The sequence below is a fragment of the Marinifilum caeruleilacunae genome (assembly GCF_013141825.1).
Taxonomy (GTDB): Bacteria; Bacteroidota; Bacteroidia; order Bacteroidales; family Marinifilaceae; genus Marinifilum; species Marinifilum caeruleilacunae.
This window is the reverse complement of the sequence record NZ_RZNH01000024.1, coordinates 1-21,280: the sequence shown is the minus strand read 5'-3', so window position 1 is coordinate 21,280 and position 21,280 is coordinate 1. Positions and strand designations below refer to the sequence as shown.

Genomic DNA, 21,280 nt, shown 5'->3' with positions numbered 1-21,280 from the left:
TTGGATTTTACTTAGGAAGCACGTTTTTGTGCTCTTCTTGCAGCTACAATCATTAAATATCCGGCAATTACCGGACCATATCCCACGATATAATATCCTTTTACATCGAACCACTGAAAATAGGTGCCCAAAGTAATCACACCACCTATAATCATTAGTGCCCAACCAATAAGCCTTAACTCGCGTGCTTTTAGTTTGCCTGATTTTTTTACTTCTCCAGAAAGAATCTTATTGTCAATTTCTCTCACTACATTTTTTATGGTATTCTCATCGATACCTTTTTGTTTCATCTCATTTCTGATTTGAGAAAAATCCATTCCATCAATCTTTTTACTATGATAGAATTCAACTAATTCTTTAAAATCTTGTTTCATGATTGTTGATTTGTGTTGCGACAAAACTAATCAGATTGAAATAATTAAAAAAGTGTAAGCAAAAAAAAACAGGCTTCAAAAATGAGAAGCCTGTTTAAATATTGTATTTCGATGATCTATTGATAGATCTCTTTTTTACTTGCTAAAAGTGTATTTTGAAGCAATGATACAATTGTCATTGGACCAACTCCACCAGGAACAGGAGTAATAAAAGATGCTTTAGGAGCAACCTCATCGAAGTTCACATCACCTTTCAATTTCCATCCCGATTTGGTTTGATCAGACTTTACACGGTGGATTCCCACATCAATAATTACGGCTCCTTCTTTCACCATATCACCGGTAAGGAATTCCATCATACCCAAGGCTACAATTACAATATCCGCCTGACGGGTAATTTCACCAATATTTTTTGTTCTACTGTGACACAAAGTAACGGTACAATCACCATAAGCAGCTTTACGCGACATTAGTACACTCATAGGAGTACCCACAATGTTTGAACGACCAATTACAACACAGTTTTTACCTGAAGTTTCGATATTGTATCTCTTCATCAACTCAACAATTCCTGCTGGTGTTGCAGGCAGGTAAGTTGGCAAACTTGCAACCATTTTACCTACGTTCATTGGGTGGAATCCATCAACATCTTTTTCCGGACGAATGGTTTCGATCACTTTTGTTTCCGAAATGTGCTTAGGAAGTGGCAACTGAACAATCAATCCATCGATATCATCGTTATTGTTTACCTTACGGATTTCTTCCAAAAGTTGTGCTTCTGTAATGTCGTCCTCGAAACGAAATTCTGAAGATTCGAATCCTACTGCATGACAAGCTTTCACTTTCGCAGCAACATAAGTTTCGCTGGCACCATCGTGTCCAACAATCATTGCAGCAAGATGTGGCGTTTTTCCACCTGCTTTTTTAATTTGTTCAACTTCGGCAGCAATTTCCTGCTTAACCTCATTAGAAATCTTTTTTCCGTCGATTAATTCCATGGCTGTTAGCTTTGTTATTATAAAAAAATGCCTGACGCAGGGTCAAGCATTTGGGGTTTTAAGTATTATTTTCTGCGTCCCATGTTACCCATCATCCTGGACATGTTTCCGCCTTTTGACATCATTTTCATTAATTTTCTGGTCTCATCGAATTGTTTAATCAGGCGATTCACATCCTGAATGGTAGATCCACTACCGTCGGCAATTCTTTTTCTTCTCGAACCATTTATCAATTTTGGATCTTCACGTTCTGCCGGAGTCATTGAGAAGATAATCGCTTCAACACCTTTAAAGGCGTCATCATCGATATCGATATTCTTCAATGCTTTACCAACACCTGGAATCATAGAAGCTAAATCTTTCAGGTTACCCATTTTTTTGATTTGGGAAATCTGAGACAAGAAGTCGTTAAAGTTGAACTGGTTCTTGGCAATCTTCTTCTGAAGTTTCTTTGCTTCCTCGGCATCGAATTGTTCCTGGGCACGTTCTACAAGCGATACGATATCACCCATACCCAAAATACGGTCGGCCATACGTTCAGGGTGGAAAACATCAAGTGCTTCCATTTTTTCGCCTGTACCAACAAATTTAATTGGCTTGTTCACTACCGAACGAATTGATAATGCCGCACCACCTCGTGTATCACCATCTAACTTGGTAAGAACAACACCATCGAAATTCAATCTGTCGTTAAACTCTTTTGCCGTATTAACAGCATCCTGACCAGTCATCGAGTCTACAACGAAAAGAGTTTCTGTTGGATCGATAGCCTTTTTAACAGCTTCAATCTCGTTCATCATCTCCTCATCGATGGCCAAACGACCAGCAGTATCGACAATTACAAGATCGTTACCATTTGCTTTTGCTTCTTTAATTGCAGCTTTGGCAATTTTTACCGGGTTCTTATTTTCTCGATCAGAATATACTGGAACGCCAATTTGCTCTCCCAATACGTGCAACTGATCAATCGCAGCAGGACGATAAACATCACAGGCAACCAACAAAGGATTCTTAGAACGCTTTGTTTTTAACAAATTCGCTAATTTTCCTGAAAATGTGGTTTTACCAGAACCTTGCAATCCGGCAATTAATATTACGGCAGGTTTTCCCTGAGTGTTGATATCAACATGAGTTCCACCCATTAACTCAGCCAGCTCATCGTGAACAATCTTCACCATTACCTGGTTTGGTTTCAGGGCAGTAAGTACGTTTTGTCCTAATGCTTTTTCTTTTACAACATTTGTAAACGACTTGGCAATTTTGAAGTTAACATCGGCATCCAATAAAGCACGTCTTACATCCTTCAATGTTTCGGCCACATTGATTTCCGTAATTTTTCCTTGTCCTTTTAATATTTTGAACGATCGCTCAAGTCTTTCGTTAAGATTTTCAAACATTATTCTACGTATTTATATTTCCCTGCAAAAATAAAAAAATATGTGTAGAGCTAAAGAGCTAAATGAAGAAATATCAATCTTTGAGGAAGAAATTTTAATAAGTTTTTTGCCTCTGGCTATTCAAGGCTGGTTTTTATGGCGGAAACAAGCCTGTCCCAGCTAAATTTCTGATATCAAATAATATTAATATCAGGCATAAAATCAGTCTAATTTCTGATTCACAAAAAAGGCGAAATCACTCTATGTTGATTTCGCCTTTTTAAGTATCTGATTGCTGTTGCTAACAGCTTATTTTTACATTCTTTCCGGAACTCCGATTCCCAATAAGCTCATACCCGATTTAATAATTTCTCCAATTTGCTTGGAAAGTACCAAACGGAATGCTCTTAAGTCGGTATTCTCCTCTTTTGCGATTGGATGATCGTGATAGAACTGGTTGTATTCTTTCACCAAATCGTATACATAGTTTGAAATCTGAGCCGGGCTGGTTTCTTTACCTGCCTCTTTCACCACTGTTGGGTAGTTTGCTACCATCTGAATCAGGAAAGATTCCTTTTCGGAGATCTTCAAGTTCGAAACAGCTGTTTCCGGTACTTCAAATCCTGCATCAATGGCTTTTCTTACCACCGATTGAATACGAGCATAGGTATATTGAATAAATGGACCAGTATTTCCATTAAAGTCGATAGATTCCTTAGGATTAAACATCATGTTTTTCTTAGGATCAACTTTTAGGATAAAGTATTTCAAAGCACCCATTGCTACTTTTTCAAATACTTCTTCTGCTTCTTCTTCAGAATAACCTTCCAGTTTACCAAGCTCTTTTGAAGTATCGCGAGCAGTATTTACCATTTCCTGCATCAAATCATCTGCATCAACTACTGTTCCTTCACGCGATTTCATTTTACCCTCAGGCAATTCAACCATACCGTATGACAAATGCTGAATTTTATCGTGCCATTCGTAACCAAGCTTGCCCATAATTAATGACAATACCTGGAAGTGGTAGTTTTGTTCATTCCCTACCACGTAGATGTGCTCATCGATATTGAATTCATCGAAACGTTCAAATGCGGTTCCAATATCCTGAGTCATGTATACAGACGTACCATCATCGCGAAGAAGCAATTTGTGATCCAATCCATCAGCTTCAAGATTTGCCCATACCGATCCTGTATCTTTTTGATACAATACACCGTCAGCCAATCCTTTTTCAACAATGGCTTTACCTTGTTTGTATGTATTTGATTCGAAGTAAACCTTATCGAAATCAACACCCATTTTCTTGTAAGTGATATCAAATCCGGCCAACACCCAATCATTCATTTTACGCCAAAGAGCAACGGTTTCTTCATCGCCCGCTTCCCATTTGCGCAACATTTCCTGAGCCTCCAACAATAATGGAGCTTGTTTCTTAGCCTCATCGGCATCCATTCCATTGGCTACAAGAGCTTCAATTTCTTTCTTGTACTCCTGGTCGAATTTCACGTAGTATTTTCCTACAAGGTGATCTCCTTTCATTCCTGTTGATTCAGGAGTTTCGCCTTCGCCAAATCGCAACCATGCCAACATCGACTTACAGATGTGAATTCCACGGTCGTTTACCAGGTTTACTTTAATTACTTCGTAACCATTTGCTTTTAAAATCTGTGCAACAGAATATCCCAACAGGTTGTTACGAATGTGTCCAAGGTGAAGCGGCTTGTTTGTATTTGGAGATGAATATTCAATCATCACCTTTTTAGCACCTTCTGCTAATGCTGTAAAACCATAGTTTTCGGTTTTAACTGCATCATTCAGTACAGAAATCCAGTAAGAGTTATCAATTACCAAATTCAAAAATCCTTTTACCACATTAAATGCTGATACGGCTTCGATATTCTCGCTTAAAAACTGTCCCAGATCGTTCGCGGTTTCCTCTGGCGACTTTTTAGAAAAGCGCAAAAATGGAAAAACAACCACTGTTAGATCCCCTTCGAATTCGCGTCGCGTTTTCTGAATTTGAACGGTTTTTTCCTCTATACCCTGTCCGTAACAAGAACTTACGGCTTCAACTACTTTGCCTTTAATAATATTTTCAATACTCATTTGGAAATTCTGTATTTAGAATTCTACTTCAATTTCAATCTATAATTGGGTTTTTATTCAAAAGCAGAACTCTCGTTTTATGCCATTGAATTAAGTCCCTCAATCTGAATCCGCAAAGATAATAGGAATATACTGAATTGCTATCCGTAAAGTAAAAAAAGTCATTCACACCTAACATTATCCTGTCTCTCAAAAACAGAAGCTTGTTTAACATCAATCTGATAAGCATTCTTTACCTTTGAATGGTCACAATATTCAACTTATGATGTCGTTTAATAGCATGAATAAATTGAACTAAATCTCTAAAAGCCCAAAATGCTTAATTCATTTAAAAAGATCTAAACATTCTCATGCCCCAACGAATGAAGAACTTTCTCCTTTTACTTGTATGTGTTGCTTTTGCGACCTACGGTTTCTCGTCACCTGATTCAGCACCTTTAGAAAGAAAGATTAATATTACGGATCTCAACAAATTGCATGTTGAAGCGGAATCTTATTACTACAAAAATAACCCAAAAGCTTTAAGCACAGCAAAACTGCTTGCAGATCAATCTTTGGAAGCGGAACAAATGGATAAGTTTGCTTTTGCAAACGAATTGATGGGTCGAATTTATCTTTTCCAGGGCGAAATAAAGGAAGCTGAGAAATGCTTTGTTAGCTCGTTTGATTATTGGGAAAGTGTAAGAGATACTAGCAGAATGAGCTATTTGTACAGTTACTTTGGGGAGTTGAACTTTGTTCAATGTAACTATTCTACGGCTGATGGATTCTACAAAAAAAGTCTGGAACTCAAAAAGACAATTCGCGATACTTTATCATATGCATATAGTTATAATGCACTTGGAAATGTGCAGTTTGAAACATGCCATTATACCGAAGCTTTAACCTTTTACCTGAAAGCACTCAATCTGAACCGAAAATACAATAATATTTCAGGCATCTGCTACTCTTTAAATGCCCTTGGCACCACCTATAAAGAAATAAACAATACCGATTTAGCTATAGAGTATTTTAATAAAGCCTTAAAACTGGGTGAAGAGAATCAACTTATTAAAAACATTGCCTACAGTTTAAACCAATTGGCATCGTTACAGAATAACCTGGGAAACAGAAACACATCAATAGAACTGTATACCAAATCGTTGAACCTTAGTTATGAGTTGGGATCGAAAAATGGCATTGCAAGTTCTTATATGGGTATGGGAGAAGTGTTTCAATCTATGGCTCAAAACGACAAAGCGATTGAATTTCAGCACAAGGCACTTAAACTTTTTGAAGAATTAGATTCAAAAAAGAAAATTGCCAAGTGTTATGAAAACTTAGGATTAATTTCCTACTCGATGCGTGACTATAAACTTGCCATTGAAAAATTTGAGCAAGCCATTGCCTTAAACAACCAAATTAGCTACGTAAAAGGAAGCGCGAATGTACTGCGTAAACTTGGTAACGCACATTTACATGAAGGAAGGCTCGATTTAGCACTGTTCAATTATGAGAAATCGCTTCAAATCCAAAAATCGATTGATAACCTAAAAGGCATTGCCTCTTGCTATACAAATATTGGACTGATTTACGTAAAGCAAAATAATTTTGAAAAAGCAGAAGAGTATTTTAACCTCTCGGTAGATATTAATAAAAATACAGGAAACCTTGGCGGATTGGGATCTGTTTATAACAATTTAGCTGCGCTTTATGATGTTAAAAATGACTCAAAAAAAGCCATTCATTATTTAAAAAACAGTTTAAATCTGGCCACAAAAATTAATCGTAAAACTTTAATGGCCGAGAACTATAGAAACCTGTCGGACATCTACCTGAAAAAGGAAAATTACAAGCTTTCATTACAATACTATAAAGATTACGTTAGCATATACAATCAACTTTACAATGCACAAGCTGAGAACAGAATTGGTTGGATTCAAATGCAAAACGAAAAAGAAAAAAGGGAAAACCTTGTTCGCCTGCATGCCAAAGAACAATTTCTAAAAGAGGAAAAACTTCAAAAAGAAAGACTTACTAATACTTTTTTGATTCTTATTGTTGGATTAATTATTCTTTTCTCGGGAATAGTTTACCGATTCTTCCTGGTGGTTAAAAAATCAAATAAAAATTTAAATAACGAGATCGAGGAGCGTAAAAAAGCTGAAGCCTTGCTTGCCGATCATCAAAGAAACCTGGAAAGTCTGGTTAAAATACGAACATTGGAATTGTTAAAAGCAAAGGAAAAAGCAGAACAGGCCGATCGATTAAAAACTTCTTTCCTGGCCAACATGTCGCATGAAATCAGGACACCAATGAATGCCATTATTGGTTTCTCAAAATTAATGGCCTTTACCAACTCCAAAGAAAAGCACGAATATTATACAAATATTATTAATGATAACGGTCACATTCTACTAACATTGGTGAACGATATTATCGATATTTCGATGATTGAATCGAAGCAGTTGAAAATTAAAAAATCAAATTTTTACATCTATCCTGTACTGGAAGAACTTCGACAAGTATTTGAAGAACAAAAACACAAGGCAGAAAAATCTGATTTAGAGATCAACCTGTATATTCCAGAAGAAATTGAGAATATATCGATGCATTCTGACCAAATTCGATTGAAGCAAATTTTGATCAACCTGCTTAGAAATGCAATGAAGTTCACCGATTCAGGAAAAATTGATTTTGGAATTGAACTGATTGAAGGACATATTCGATTTTTCGTAAAAGATACTGGTATTGGAATTCCATATAAAGATCAGGCATTGATTTATGACCGATTCAGACAAGCCAGTAATAATGGCGTACAACATGGAGGCACTGGTTTAGGCCTAACCATATCGAAAAGTTTGGCGGAACTCCTAAATGGTAAAATTTGGTTTACCTCAGATCCCGATAAAGGAAGTGAGTTCTATGTTGAATTTTTAATTGATGATGATACAATTGTACAGACTAAATCGGTAAGAAAAGAGAACAACCCTTTAGATTTTTCAGGTAAAAACATATTAGTAGCTGAAGATGTTGAATCGAACTTCCTATACATTAACGAAGTACTAAAGAAAGTGAATGCCAATGTTACCTGGTCGCAAGATGGTGTAGAAGCCGTCGAAAAATTTCAGGATGATCATTTCGATCTTGTTTTAATGGACATTCAATTGCCAAGAATTAATGGCTACCAGGCTACCAGAGAAATCAAGAAGCAGAATCCTTCGGTTCCTGTTGTTGCCCAATCGGCTTATGCTTTTAGAGACGAAAGCAATAAGATGACCGAAGCTGGTTGCGATGCCTTTATTGCCAAGCCATATACCGAAGAAGAGCTACTGGCTATTATTCAGAAAAACATGCATCAAAAAAATTAAGTTTATACAATAATTACCCACAAAAAACTAATTTAGTGTCAAACCTATTTTGACACTATTTTTTTACCCAAAATTTAGCCATATGAAAAACTTCAACATCCTCTTATCTGTCATCATTGCAATTGCTGTGATATCCTGTAAGTCTACTGAACAAAACCCAGAACAACTTGAATATGCTCTTTGTATTCATGGCGGTGCCGGAACCATTCTGAAGAAAAACATGACGCCGGAAAAAGAAAAAGCATATTTCGACAAGCTTGATGAAGCCTTGAGTGTTGGTGATTCAGTCTTAAAAAATGGAGGCTCGGCTTTGGATGCGGTAGAGTTAACCATTCATGTTCTTGAAAATTCTCCTCTTTTTAATGCTGGTAAAGGAGCTGTATTTACTCATTCAGGTAAAAATGAGTTGGACGCATCTATCATGTGGGGGAAAGATTTAAATGCCGGAGCTGTAGCTGGTGTTGGTGATATCAAAAATCCGATTAGTGCTGCACGTAAGGTGATGGAGAATTCTGAACATGTGATGCTGAGTGGAAAAGGAGCATCTGAATTTGCAGTTCAGGAAGGCTTGGAGATGGTTGACAGTTCTTTCTTTTTCACTGAAAAAAGATGGAATTACCTTCAGAAAATCTTAAAAAAAGAACGTGAAATGACACAGACAGATCGCCATGGTACAGTGGGTTGTGTAGCTCTGGATAAAAATGGAAATTTGGCTGCCGGAACCTCTACGGGTGGAATGACCAATAAAAAGTTTGGTCGAATTGGCGATTCTCCAATCATTGGCGCAGGAACCTATGCAAACAATCATACATGTGCAGTATCCTGTACCGGGCATGGTGAGTTTTTTATCAGGCTAGGTGTTGCCCAGGATATTGCTGCAATGATGGAATATCAGAAACTAAGCCTGGATAAAGCCACTGATGCTATGATTGAAAAGTTAAATCAGATTCAAGGAACCGGAGGTTTTGTTGCCCTGGATAAATATGGAAATCCAGCCATGAAGATGAACACTTCGGGAATGTATAGAGGATATGTCAACTCAAAAGGAAGCAGAGAAAAATTCATTTATAAATAGATTGAATATTTTGTTGATTCATAATTTCCGACTAACTTAAGATTACGAAAGTATTACCTTTAAACCTTAAACAACATGACAATAAATTTAAACGGTAAATGGAGAAACCAATACAACTCCGAAATGGATCTGGCAGTTGTTGAAAACAGAGTTAGCGGCACATTCCAAACTGCCATTGGGCAGCCTAAATTTGAAGAAAAATTTGAGATCACTGGTAAAATCAATAATAATGTAATTGCTTTTATGGTTGATTTTGGAAAGTATGGCTCGATGGCCTGCTGGACAGGACGTTTTGAACTGGATGAAATTGGTCCGGTGATACACACCATGTGGCATTTGTCCCAAAGCGAAGGAAGCGATGAAGAGCAAATGGCCAAAGCTATATTAACAGGTGTAGGAACATTTAGAAAACCTTAAATAAAAAAGGAGTTTGACAAATTCAAACTCCTTTTTTATATCATTTTACTGTAATATCCAGTCCATCAATTTCCTCCAATAAATTGTGAGTTGATTTCAACAAATCATCATATATCAATTTAAAGTGAGCCTTCACTTCCTTTGCATTCTTCCCAGACAAACGATCATTAATTCTCGAAATATAGTCGTTTCGTGACTCAACTGCTTTATTCATAATTTCAAAAATCTGTTCTGAATTTTTTTCACCAAAAAACTCAAGGTGAATCATTCCTCTCATCACAATCTCGTTGGTTAGAAAGTTCACATCTTTTTTGAATTCTTTTTTACTTGCCATATTCTTATTTTTTTTTGATATATGCTAAAATACAAATTAAACTGTATAATACAGCAGCTTCACTTACTTGATTAAATCATCTGCTCAAAATTGGATAAACTGGCTAAATACACTTTATTTGTAATATTACTTATCCGATTTGAGGCGTTACGATTATGAGTGAGTGTTTTCAATATCTTTTCTTGCATAATGATAAACTTAAAGCATCCGAAAGCTTTAAGGACAGCTATTTGTTGAACGGAACATCTTTGTATGAAGTGGTACGCGTAATAAATGGCAAAGCAATATTTCTGTCTGAGCATTACTCACGCTTGACAAAATCAGCTCAGAAAATAGGTGTGAAAATCACGCACGACTTTTCTCAGCTTGTTAAATGCATAGAAATACTGGTTGAAAAAAACGATTGTAAAGATGGAAACATTAAGCTTGTTTTTAGTTTTAAGGACAAAGAGCGCAATTTTTACGCCTATTTTGTTCGCCACTCCTATCCCACAGCTTTTCAATACGAAAACGGTGTAAGAACTATTATTCACCAGGCAGAAAGGCCAACACCAACTGCAAAAGTTTACAACCATAAATTAAGGTCCAAAACCAATAATCTGATTGCTGAAGCTGAAATTTTTGAAGTTATTCTTTTAAACAAGCTCGGGAATGTAACCGAAGGTAGTCGCTCCAATCTTTTCTTTATCAGGAATAATGAGTTGTACACCTCTCCTGACCATGAGGTTCTGAATGGAATTGTTCGTGGTAAAGTGATCCAAATTGCCAAAGAACTATCTATCCCCATTCATTTTAAATCGATACCATACGAAGAGCTTCCTCTTTACGATGCAGTATTTCTGACTGGCACATCACCAATGATTCTTCCTGTAAAAAGAATCAACTCTTTAAGTTTTACAGCTGATCACCAATTGTTATCAGCCATTATGGATGCGTATTGTAAATTGGTAAACGAAAATTTGGCAGAAACTGTATAATTTCTTTTTGTTACAATTTTGGGAATCCTATTTCGGTAATTACTCCTGAGAAATTGGTTTTCGAATCGATAAACTCATTAATCTTATAAGAATAAGTTCTTCCATTGCTAAGCACCTTATTTAGAAGTTTCATTCGATCGCAAGTAGTTTGCAAAGAATTTCCCGCAATAAAGTCCGATTCGGTATTTTTAATGTCGACTTTTCTGTTTCCTTTTCCATTATCGGTAATCACGCACCTTAAATATCCATCTTCTTCTAAAACGAAACGGATAATTAGTTTGCCGGTTGCTTCCAGTTTGCCAATGCCATATCTTATGGCATGCTCTAAAAATGGCTGTATAATCATGGGTGGAATTTGAATGTCTCGCGGATTTATGTTTTCATCTACATTAATCTGGAAACTAAACTTCTCTTCAAATCGCATTTGTTCAAGTTTCAGATACAATTTCAAATAGGCCAACTCCTCATGCAAGCCAATCATATTTTTATTGGCATTATCGATATTGTTGCGCAGAACCATTGAAAAATCTGACAAATATTCCAAGGCTTTATCTTCTTCTTCATCAAGAATATAACTTTGTATCGAGTTTAATGAATTAAAGATAAAGTGTGGATCGAGCTGATATTGTAAGGCTTTAATTTTTAATCCGATTACCCGGTTAAATTGTTTGGTTCTTTGCTTTTCTTCGAAGCGTATTCTCGACTTGTAATACTTAATTCCGTAATAAATGGCAACAGTCAGAATACACAGTACAATCACCCAAAACCAGATGGTTTTCCACCATGCTGTATCCAAAATAACATCTATCGCATAAGTTGAAACCTGGTCGGAACTTAATTTTCGGGCTTCCAATTGAAATTTATAGTCACCACCTTTTAAATTTGAATAGACCACCTCGTTTGTGGTTTTCCATTCCGACCAATCATCGTCTAAACCAAGCAGGCGATATCGGTATTTTATATTCTCCAGGTTATCGCAATAGAGCATCCCAAAAGTAAAACTCACATAGTTCTCCCTATGGTTTAGGTGAATTGGATTTTTGGGAATACTTGTCCATTTGTTGACTTCTGATTTTTTAGATTTCCAATGATTTTGCTTTATTTTCACACCAAGCAATGAGGGTTGATAGGAGGTGTTATCCACATCATAATCATCGGCATTAATTTTCATTAAAGTATGGTTGGAATTTACCCAAATATTCCCGTACCTGTCAATTAAGGATTCTTTGCCACGGAATTCAACATCTTTGCTTGCATTCCAAAAACGATATCGCAATACAGAATCGGGATGCCATGTACTGTAATCAAACCTGTGAACACCCAAATTGGTTCCACACCAAATAGAACCATCCGAAAGGTATTGAAAGCCATGAACCGATATTCCTTCCAGTCCATCACTATTATCAATTGAATCCTTTATAATAAGTTTATTTCCCTGGCTTTTTAACTTGTAAAGAATGCCATTATTTCCACCTGCAATAATGCTTGAATCCGGTAAAATAAGCATATCATTTACCACATTGTGAATGCCACAATTTTTCCTGCCATATTCATAAACACTATCTTCATCAAATCTATAAATCCCCTGGTTTTCGGTTGACACCCATACCTTAGAATCAAACTCAATCATTTTTGTAATTTCAAGCTCATCTCTTTCGGTATGTTTCATATGAATTTTAGTCTTGCCAGAATTCATACCTGTGGTTACAAATCGGCTCCCATCGTAATAAAACAATCGATTGTTGGACAGAACAATAAACTTAATGGCTTTTGAAATTCCTTTATATTCAAGTCGGAAAGTGTTACCATCTAATGTGAAAAAACCATGATTTGTGGCAATCCACAGTACGTCACCATTCTTTTCAATATCATTAAATATGATATCGCGGTCTTTACTATTTTTGGGAAGCAAGTTCTGAAATTGCTGGATTGGAATCATTTCCTGAACCCTTCCATCTACTACTTTACCTATCCCATTTCCTGCTAAAAATACTGAGCCATCGAGCAGAGAAACAAAATCGACCACATTGCCAATTTCCGGGAGTAAATCTTCGAGTTTGTATAAAGTGAATATAGATTGTTTCAAGCGAATTAAACCATGATTTTTTGTCCCCAACCATACATCTTTTGTAAGTTTATGCTTAAAAAGTGATTGTACAAACACATCATGTAAATTGTTTTCTTCCAAATAATCAACACAAAGCTCATCCTTTATTGAAATTAGTTTTCTGTGTTCTTGATTATTTTTGAAATATCGCAACAAGACAAACAATTCATTTTTGTTGGTCAGCCGATTGATTACATCGCAAATGATATTTTCCCCATCACCTTTTAGGATCACTTGCTCTCCGACTAAGATATTTTGACGAAATTTAGTATTCAATTGTAAGACCTTGCGCTTATGATGTTTTGTACTTACAATTTGTTCGGATTGATATTTTGAACTGCCCAATTTAAATTTCGGAAATACAATTAAATTGTCATCTTGAACCATTGTTGACGATACATTCAAATTTTCAGAACCGCTTAACTGTAAAAATTTAACTGCATGTTTGGCTGTATCTCGTACAAAAACGCCATTTGAAGCTCCAATAAATATCGAATTATTATGCTTTGATACAGAACGTATCTCTATGGGAGTATTTTCTATTAAATTCGTTAATACCTCAAGTTTCTCTCCATCGAATTCACACACTCCAACGCCCGAAGCTGTAATAATAAGATTGCCCTTTGCATCTTCGGCCAGACTGGTTACTTTTTCACCTTGTAAGCGATTCAATTCTTTTCTAAATCCAACTTCATAACCATTAAACTCGCATAAACCCGCATCGGTAGCAAGCCAAATTAGTCCACGCGAATCTTCAAAGATGTGATTTACACAATTGCAAGGCAATCCATCTACTTGTGTAAAACCATCGGTTTGACTAAATCCGGCAAAAAGATTGAATGCTGGAAATAGCAGGAGTAAAAATATAATTTGTTGCTTGATTTTAAGGTTCATAATGCAATTATACTAATTATACTATGAAAATTAAGCTGTCAAATGTGTCAAGTTGATTCAATTGCATAATCTATACATAAACGCATCGTTAAAATCTTTATAAATCAATAAATCTGTAAACAAAACCGAAACATATACGTAGAAAGAAATAATTTTCATTTGCAAAAACTGATCGAATTCGAACAGAAGATTTATACATTAAATTAACTTTGCAAAATTGATAACCTCAAGAATTAAAATATGCTGTTTAAATTAGAGAAAGCAAGCATTGAAAAGGCAAGTGAAGTTTTTGCACACAATCAGAATTTCACTTTTACCGTTTTGCCAAGATTAAAAGCCATTTATGCCATAAAGAAGGAATTTAAACACCTTCATGAGTTAGAATGGCAATTTGAATACGATCATGTTAATGTAAATCAAAACAGACTTTTGATTGAGTACAAGCAAAACAAAAGCAATGATTTTTCATTTTTTTATGAAGTTCCTTTGTCGAGTAATTTTGAGTTTCGTGTGTATTTTGCAAAGTCTTCGATACATTTTCTGGATATTTACAATTTTTTATTGTCAAACGAAATCATTAGCGAAAATCAGTTTCGATTGAAGGCAGAATATCATACCATTCCACATTTTATTATTAATCAGAAAGTAAAAAGATACAATACAGGCATCCTCAATAAAATTCAAACGATGGATGATTTTGACGGACTACCTATAGACGACAATATAAAGAATGAATTTGATCATGGATTTCAAATATTTAATCCTATTTTTAATCAAGTACTAAGTCAATTCCAAATTTGATTTCGTAAAACAGCATGAACTCAACCCCTAGCAAGTCAATCAAAACCAAAATGAGCATAAGTAGAGCCTACTTTTTGCTATTTTTAGTTCTGACTATAACATTTTTAGTCGGTTTTGGAGGCATATGGATTTATACCAAGTTTAACGAATTCAATACAGAATCGAATAACCTTAAGAAAGATTATATTGAAGAGCAAAAAAATGTATTGGTTCATAAGGCCAATGAGTGCATCGACTTTATCAACTACCAGAATACACGCGCCGAATCCCGCTTAAAAGACCGACTGGAAAACTTTGTGAATCAAGCTCATGCAATCGCAACACATATTTACAATGAAAACAGAGGATCCTTATCCGACCGCGAGATTAAAAAGCGAATCAAAGAAGCATTGTCTCCTTTAAGAGTTCATCATGACAGGGGGTATATTTTTATTAACAATCTGAGTGGCACAGGCATACTCTATCCATTCTCAAAGCAAAACGAAAACAAGAGCTTAATTAATTTCAAAGATATCAATGGAAATTATATCGTTAAGAATGAGGTTGAATTAATGAAATACAAGGATAGTGCTTTTACCAAATACGAGAACACCAAGCAGGTAAAGAACAAATTTAATGCTTACACCAAAATTTCTTATATCAGGAAATTTGCACCTTACAATTGGTATTTTGGAAGTTTTGCTTTTTTAGACGATTTACAACCCGAAATCCAAAAAGAAACTTTGATTCGGATTAGTCAAATTAATGCCAGTCAGGACAATTATTTCTTTGTTTATAAAAAGGATGGAACTTGTTTGTTGCATGTAGATTCGACAAGTATTGGAAAAAATTACAAAGACTATACGAGCAAAGTTCGCAGAGACAATGTGGAGCAATTGATTAAGGCTGCCGAACTGGAAGAATCTGGTTTTGTAAATTATCAGAATCCACATTCGCAAATAGATGGGAAGGTGACCTATATTAAGTTGGTTAAGGATTGGGATTGGATTATTGGTGCAGGTTTACTTACCAGCGAAATTGATGAGAATATTGCAATTGCCAGGGCAGAATTAAGGAGTAATGTTAGAAAATACATTCTTCAGATTATTCTTTTAATTGCTGTTGCCATTATTGTGATTTACATTACTTCGAAGACCATTTCTGTAAAAATGAAACAGAATTTTATCTCGTTCAATAATTTTTTCAGAATGGCTTCCACTCAGTCATACCAGGTAGATATTAACGAACTTCATTTCTCCGAATTCCAGGATCTTGGCACCACAATCAATCGGATGATTGATATCAGAAGTCAAAAAGAAAAAGAGCTTCAGGTTGCAAGGGAAAAAGCGGAAGAATCGGATCGATTAAAATCCTCTTTCCTGGCCAATATGTCGCACGAAATTCGTACACCAATGAATGCAATTATTGGCTTTTCTGAGTTACTGCAGGAAGATGATTTGCCTTTTGAAACAAGACAACAGTTTTTTACTCATATCAGAAATAGTGGCAATTCACTATTGAATTTGATTAATGACATTATTGATTTTTCAAAAATTGAATCTGGCAAGTTGAAGATTTCCAAAACGTATTACAGCCTGAATCAATTGTTTGATGAATTGTATCATACATTCCAAAAAATCAAAACAAGCAAAGGAAAAGATCATATCGATTTAAAATTTACCAAAGGCTTGGAAGAGTCTGAATCGGTTATCTACACCGATCCTTTGCGATTAAAGCAGATCATAACCAACTTGATTGAAAATGCCCTAAAATTTACTGAAACAGGCAGCATTCATGTATCTTATCAGTTAAACGAGAGTAATTTGATTTTTGCGGTAGAAGATACTGGCATAGGAATTTCACCCGAAAAACAGAAAATCATTTTCAGTCGTTTCCGTCAGGCGGATGATTCTCATGCAAGAAGGTATGGAGGAACTGGTTTAGGTTTATCCATTTCTAAAAAGTTAGCTGAGTTACTTAATGGTGATATGTGGGTTGAATCGACAGAGGATGTTGGAAGTAGCTTCTTTGTGAGTATACCATACCTTATTGATGACAAATCGACTACTGCTCCTGTTAAAAAAGCACAGAAGAATGGATTCAATAAGGATTTGACTGGTAAGAAAATTCTTATTGTGGACGATTACACGGTTAATATTACACTAATTAAGCAAATGCTTCAATCAACCGGCGTTACACTGTCTTCTGCTGATAACGGAAGATCTGCCGTTGAAGAGTGTGGCGAATCGCATTTTGATTTGGTGCTTTTAGATTTGCAAATGCCTGAACTAAATGGCTACGACACTTTAAAGCTGATTAAAAAAGATAATCCTGAAATTAAAATTGTGGCTCAAACTGCTTATGCCCTGGCCAATGAAAAAGAGCAAATTATGGATTCGGGCTTCGATGGTTACATTGCTAAACCTATTATTAAGAAGAACCTGCTGAGTATCATCAACGAAATGATTTAGAAGTGAGGGCACTTAATTCGTCCTACTTTTCTTCTTCTTCTAAGCGCAATTTCCTGACAACTGTTTTTGTTTCTCTTGCTGTTCTTAAATCGCATCAAGAATGAAATTTCGTGGGCTCCGGTATTGGTGTGAATCAATTTGGAAACTGTTTTGTCGTAACTGTAAGCCACCTGCCACCAATCGCGCATCACACCCAGTTGTAGAATCACAGCATCATATTCCAGTTCCAGGTTATCTCGATACCACATTCCAACAATAAACGAACCTTTGGATAGGTACAGTCCGTAATTTAACTGTTTATTGGTTCCTTGTTGCTGGTACAAAAAGTTGGGAGCCAATCCAATATCAGACTGATGCAAACCTCTTCTAAAAACAGGCACATTTACACCACAATGCAAGGTGTATTTTCTCGGCAATTTAGAATAATCACTCTCTTCCTTATAGGCTTCGTCAGGTTCTGTTAAGTGATGTGCTGCAAATCCAATAAACCAATTCTTATAGGATGCAATCAGGCCAGTAGAAAAGTCAATATAATTGCGACTTAAATGATCAATTGCACTTTCTCCTGTAAATGGACTGATTAAACCATTAATGTAAAATTCATCGGTCTGATCAGGAAAAGTAAAGTTAGAATCATTTAGCTTTCGCTGAATAAAGGAGGTTTGAAAACCAGCTTTAATGGCCAAATCTCTCGAAACTCTTAATGTGTAAGCATACATTCCACTTATTGTTGTGGTGCTAATGGTACCATCTCCCTGTTCATCTTGCATTACCTGCAATCCAACTCCCCCGCCCAGCAGGTTTACATACTGATCGTAGGCTACACTATAAGTTACATAAGCAGAACTAATTTCAGGCCATTGATTTCTATAGTTCATAGAAATACGGGCGTCAAAATCAGAACCTGCAAAGGCCGGATTTAAATACACCTTATTTGCATAGAACTGAGAAAACTCGACATCCTGTGAATACAGATTGAAAGTACTCATTATTAAAAATAATATGCCTGCTATAAGCCCTCTTCTATTCATTATCTAAACAATGTAACCGTTCCGTGAGCACGTTCTTTTCCACCATAAAATATAATCCAAACATAAACACCTATTTCGGCATCTTTACCCTTGTAGGTTCCATTCCAACCTTCATGCTTTAATTCGTTGTTGGCAACCATATCCTTTTCAAGTTTGAATACCTGCTCACCCCAACGAGTATAGATATACATTTCAAAATCGTTTACAATACCCTTAAACACCGGGTAAAATATTTCGTTTGGTCCTTTACCGTTAGGTGTAAATACATTAGGAACTACCATTTTTGGTTCCAGCAACTTCACTGCTATTGATGCCTGGGCAACACATCCATATTCATTTTCAACCTGAACGCTGTAATCTCCCGCATCATCTACTTCGATACTTCTCCAGTCTGATCCTGTGCTCCAATAATATGATGAGTAACCTGATCCTGCATCCAGGGTTATGGTTTGTCCCTTGTACATGCTTAAGGTGTCAGCTGCCAATTCTACTTCTGGTGAAGGATATACCTCAACACTTATTGTATCAGTACCCATAATTCCATACATATCCCACACTTGTACGGTATAATCGCCAGAATTGTTCACTATAATTGTTCTGGTGGTATCTCCGGTGCTCCATAAGTACTGCTCCCAGTTCCCTGCATCCAACATTAAGGAAGTTCCTTCGCAAATTCCAGCGCTTCCACCAAGGTTAATTGAAGGTCTTGGATTAACAGCCACCTTCACTTTACCATTCCCTCTACATCCGTTAACATCTACTACGCTTACCGAATACTCTCCATCTTTTTCAACTTTCAGATATTGAGAATCTTCCTGATTACTCCATTCATATTCTACATAACCACTACCGGCATCCAGAAGGATTGAACTTCCTTCGGCAATAACAGTATCCCTTCCTAAATAAACATCAGGGTTTTCATGAACGAAAATGTTGATATCATCCTCGCCTGTACATCCATATTCATCTGTAGTTCTAAGGGTAAAACTACCTTCTTCATAAACATAGATTGCTCGTGTTTCTCCACCAGGAATCCACTCTGTATAGTATCCCTCAGGAGCTTCCAGAATTAACTCTTCTCCTTCACATATGTACAAGTCAGGTCCAAGGTCAACAATAGGAAGATCGTGTACAATAACCTCTACAGAATCATGTCCAATACAACCATTTATATCCTGAACTCTAACATGATAAACTCCTGCCTCACTTACCATCCTGGTTTGAGTTGTGATACCATCGCTCCATAAGAATTCCTCACCTTCACCAATATCAAGCTTAACAGATTCACCATAGCACATTTCCACTTGATCTGGCAATGGAGAATTAGGCAATTGAATGATTTCCACTGCTACTTCATCTTCAGCACTACAACCATCTGCATTCATAATTTCCAATGAATAGATTCCTGACTCACCAATTGTAATTGAGTATGAATTTTCATTGATGATATCATTGCCATCTTTTTTCCATTGATAGGTGTATCCTGCCACATTTGGCCCTTCAATGTATGTTGAATCGCCATGACAAACCAAATTGGTTGTATAAATCAAATCAAAATCGAAGGCTGGTAAAATGCTTACATTCACATCATCACTAGCTGAACATCCATTTGCATCAGTTACGACAACTGAGTAATTGCCTGATATCGAAACTTCAATAGTTTGAGTTGTCGCTCCATTTGACCATAAATATGCAGCCCCAGAATTGCTTGCATCCAATAAGATTGGGTTATTATCACATGACTGTTGATCAGGACCCAAATCAACTGTTGGATTTGGATGAACTGTAACATTCACATCATCGCTTGCAGAACAACCATTTGCATCAGTTACCACAACTGAATAGTTGCCAGATGTTGAAACTGTGATCGTTTGTGTTGTTGCTCCGTTTGACCACAAGTATGTAGCTCCTGCATTGCCTGCATCTAAACCAATCGTGCCACCTGCACATGTTTCCTGGTCTGCGCCAAGATTCACAACAGGATTTGGATGAACTGTAACATTTACATCATCAGAAGCAGAACAACCATTTGCATCAGTTACGACAACTGAATAGTTGCCTGATGTTGAAACTGTGATCGTTTGAGTTGTTGCTCCGTTTGACCACAAATATGTTGCTCCTGCATTGCCTGCATCTAAACCAATCGTTCCTCCTGCACATGTTTCCTGGTCTGGACCAAGGTTCACAACAGGATTTGGATGAACTGTAACATTTACATCATCGCTTGCAGAACAACCATTTGCATCAGTTACGACAACTGAGTAGTTGCCAGATGTTGAAACCGTGATGGTCTGGCTTGTCGCTCCATTTGACCACAAATATGTTGAACCTGCATTGCCTGCATCTAAAGTAATCGTGCCACCTGCACATGTTTCCTGATCTGCGCCAAGATTCACAACAGGATTTGGATGAACCGTTACGTTCACATCATCAGAAGCTGAACAGCCATTGGCATCAGTCACCACAACTGAATAGTTGCCTGAACTTGAAACTGTGATCGTTTGAGTTGTTGCTCCGTTTGACCACAAGTATGTTGATCCTGCATTGCCTGCACCTAAAGTAATCGTGCCACCTGCACATGTTTCCTGGTCTGCGCCAAGATTCACAACAGGATTTGGATGAACAGTAACATTTACATCATCGCTTGCAGAACAACCATTTGCATCAGTTACCACAACTGAGTAGTTGCCAGATGTTGAAACTGTGATCGTTTGTGTTGTTGCTCCATTTGACCACAAGTATGTAGCTCCTGCATTACCTGCATCTAATGTAATCGTTCCGCCTACACATGTTTCCTGGTCTGGGCCAAGGTTCACAACAGGATTTGGATGAACAGTTACGTTCACATCATCAGAAGCCGAACAGCCATTCGCATCAGTTTCCACAACTGAGTAGTTGCCAGATGTTGAAACTGTGATGGCTTGAGTCGTTGCGCCATTTGACCACAAATATGTAGCTCCTGCATTGCCTGCATCTAAACTAATCGT

At 36.7% G+C, this 21,280-nt stretch carries 14 protein-coding genes; 6 read left to right on the top strand and 8 right to left on the bottom strand.

Annotation, left to right across the window (positions count from 1 at the left end; all coding sequences use genetic code 11):
• Positions 1 to 11 precede the first annotated feature (11 nt).
• The 4 genes from ELS83_RS13870 to argS form a co-directional block, all read right to left on the bottom strand.
• Positions 12 to 374: a hypothetical protein gene (locus ELS83_RS13870; RefSeq protein WP_171596159.1), complete on the bottom strand. Its 363-nt coding sequence runs from the start codon at positions 372 to 374 to the stop codon at positions 12 to 14.
• 116 nt (positions 375 to 490) lie between these two features.
• Positions 491 to 1,372, bottom strand: a complete 882-nt coding sequence (locus ELS83_RS13865; protein ID WP_171596158.1) for a bifunctional 5,10-methylenetetrahydrofolate dehydrogenase/5,10-methenyltetrahydrofolate cyclohydrolase — start codon at positions 1,370 to 1,372, stop codon at positions 491 to 493.
• Positions 1,373 to 1,437: 65 nt separating this feature from the next.
• A complete protein-coding gene (gene ffh, locus ELS83_RS13860) occupies positions 1,438 to 2,769 on the bottom strand; it encodes a signal recognition particle protein (protein ID WP_171596157.1) in 1,332 nt (443 codons plus the stop codon).
• A gap of 294 nt (positions 2,770 to 3,063) precedes the next feature.
• Positions 3,064 to 4,857 (bottom strand): arginine--tRNA ligase, encoded by a 1,794-nt coding sequence (argS, locus tag ELS83_RS13855; protein WP_171596156.1) that lies wholly within the window; start codon positions 4,855 to 4,857, stop codon positions 3,064 to 3,066.
• Positions 4,858 to 5,219: 362 nt separating this feature from the next.
• On the opposite strand from argS, the gene ELS83_RS13850 reads away from it, so the two are divergent.
• The 3 genes from ELS83_RS13850 (at position 5,220) to ELS83_RS13840 (ending at position 9,699) form a co-directional block, all read left to right on the top strand.
• Entirely contained in the window at positions 5,220 to 8,207 is a 2,988-nt protein-coding gene (locus tag ELS83_RS13850) for a tetratricopeptide repeat-containing hybrid sensor histidine kinase/response regulator (RefSeq protein ID WP_171596155.1), read from the top strand.
• 82 nt (positions 8,208 to 8,289) lie between these two features.
• Positions 8,290 to 9,282, top strand: coding sequence for an isoaspartyl peptidase/L-asparaginase family protein (locus ELS83_RS13845; protein WP_171596154.1), 993 nt, complete (start codon positions 8,290 to 8,292; stop codon positions 9,280 to 9,282).
• Between the two features lie 75 nt (positions 9,283 to 9,357).
• On the top strand, positions 9,358 to 9,699 hold the full coding sequence (locus tag ELS83_RS13840) for an avidin/streptavidin family protein (protein ID WP_171596153.1): 342 nt from the start codon (positions 9,358 to 9,360) through the stop codon (positions 9,697 to 9,699).
• Positions 9,700 to 9,739: 40 nt separating this feature from the next.
• Here ELS83_RS13840 and ELS83_RS13835 read toward each other — a convergent pair whose 3' ends face one another.
• On the bottom strand, positions 9,740 to 10,033 hold the full coding sequence (locus ELS83_RS13835; protein ID WP_171596152.1) for a hypothetical protein: 294 nt from the start codon (positions 10,031 to 10,033) through the stop codon (positions 9,740 to 9,742).
• A 155-nt stretch (positions 10,034 to 10,188) separates the two neighbouring features.
• Here ELS83_RS13835 and ELS83_RS13830 point away from each other — a divergent pair, with 155 nt between their 5' ends.
• The gene (locus ELS83_RS13830) at positions 10,189 to 11,010 is read left to right on the top strand and encodes an aminotransferase class IV (RefSeq protein ID WP_171596151.1); all 822 of its coding nucleotides are present in this window, start codon (positions 10,189 to 10,191) and stop codon (positions 11,008 to 11,010) included.
• Positions 11,011 to 11,020: 10 nt separating this feature from the next.
• Here the strand turns inward: ELS83_RS13830 and ELS83_RS13825 are convergent, their stop codons facing one another.
• Positions 11,021 to 14,011, bottom strand: coding sequence for a sensor histidine kinase (locus ELS83_RS13825; RefSeq protein ID WP_171596150.1), 2,991 nt, complete (start codon positions 14,009 to 14,011; stop codon positions 11,021 to 11,023).
• Positions 14,012 to 14,251: 240 nt separating this feature from the next.
• On the opposite strand from ELS83_RS13825, the gene ELS83_RS13820 reads away from it, so the two are divergent.
• Together ELS83_RS13820 and ELS83_RS13815 are read left to right on the top strand one after the other, a co-directional pair.
• Complete coding sequence (locus tag ELS83_RS13820; protein WP_171596149.1) at positions 14,252 to 14,812, top strand: hypothetical protein; 561 nt, start codon at positions 14,252 to 14,254, stop codon at positions 14,810 to 14,812.
• Between the two features lie 50 nt (positions 14,813 to 14,862).
• The gene (locus ELS83_RS13815; RefSeq protein WP_171596148.1) at positions 14,863 to 17,262 is read left to right on the top strand and encodes a cache domain-containing protein; all 2,400 of its coding nucleotides are present in this window, start codon (positions 14,863 to 14,865) and stop codon (positions 17,260 to 17,262) included.
• Here the strand turns inward: ELS83_RS13815 and ELS83_RS13810 are convergent.
• Positions 17,259 to 18,293 (bottom strand): PorP/SprF family type IX secretion system membrane protein, encoded by a 1,035-nt coding sequence (locus tag ELS83_RS13810; RefSeq protein ID WP_283242732.1) that lies wholly within the window; start codon positions 18,291 to 18,293, stop codon positions 17,259 to 17,261. The genes ELS83_RS13815 and ELS83_RS13810 overlap by 4 nt on opposite strands.
• A partial coding sequence (locus ELS83_RS13805; protein WP_171596146.1) for a T9SS type B sorting domain-containing protein occupies positions 18,293 to 21,280 on the bottom strand: 2,988 nt, incomplete at its 5' end. The genes ELS83_RS13805 and ELS83_RS13810, both read right to left, overlap by 1 nt.

Excerpts from the sequence above, each read along its gene's own strand:
- ffh (WP_171596157.1), bottom strand. The coding sequence starts at position 2,769 with ATGTTTGAAAATCTTAACGAAAGACTTGAGCGATCGTTCAAAATATTA.
- argS (WP_171596156.1), bottom strand. The coding sequence starts at position 4,857 with ATGAGTATTGAAAATATTATTAAAGGCAAAGTAGTTGAAGCCGTAAGT.
- ELS83_RS13840 (WP_171596153.1), top strand. The coding sequence starts at position 9,358 with ATGACAATAAATTTAAACGGTAAATGGAGAAACCAATACAACTCCGAA.
- ELS83_RS13810 (WP_283242732.1), bottom strand. The coding sequence starts at position 18,293 with ATGAATAGAAGAGGGCTTATAGCAGGCATATTATTTTTAATAATGAGT.
- ELS83_RS13845 (WP_171596154.1), top strand. The coding sequence starts at position 8,290 with ATGAAAAACTTCAACATCCTCTTATCTGTCATCATTGCAATTGCTGTG.
- ELS83_RS13865 (WP_171596158.1), bottom strand. The coding sequence starts at position 1,372 with ATGGAATTAATCGACGGAAAAAAGATTTCTAATGAGGTTAAGCAGGAA.
- ELS83_RS13835 (WP_171596152.1), bottom strand. The coding sequence starts at position 10,033 with ATGGCAAGTAAAAAAGAATTCAAAAAAGATGTGAACTTTCTAACCAAC.
- ELS83_RS13815 (WP_171596148.1), top strand. The coding sequence starts at position 14,863 with ATGAGCATAAGTAGAGCCTACTTTTTGCTATTTTTAGTTCTGACTATA.
- ELS83_RS13850 (WP_171596155.1), top strand. The coding sequence starts at position 5,220 with ATGAAGAACTTTCTCCTTTTACTTGTATGTGTTGCTTTTGCGACCTAC.
- ELS83_RS13825 (WP_171596150.1), bottom strand. The coding sequence starts at position 14,011 with ATGAACCTTAAAATCAAGCAACAAATTATATTTTTACTCCTGCTATTT.
- ELS83_RS13820 (WP_171596149.1), top strand. The coding sequence starts at position 14,252 with ATGCTGTTTAAATTAGAGAAAGCAAGCATTGAAAAGGCAAGTGAAGTT.
- ELS83_RS13870 (WP_171596159.1), bottom strand. The coding sequence starts at position 374 with ATGAAACAAGATTTTAAAGAATTAGTTGAATTCTATCATAGTAAAAAG.
- ELS83_RS13830 (WP_171596151.1), top strand. The coding sequence starts at position 10,189 with ATGAGTGAGTGTTTTCAATATCTTTTCTTGCATAATGATAAACTTAAA.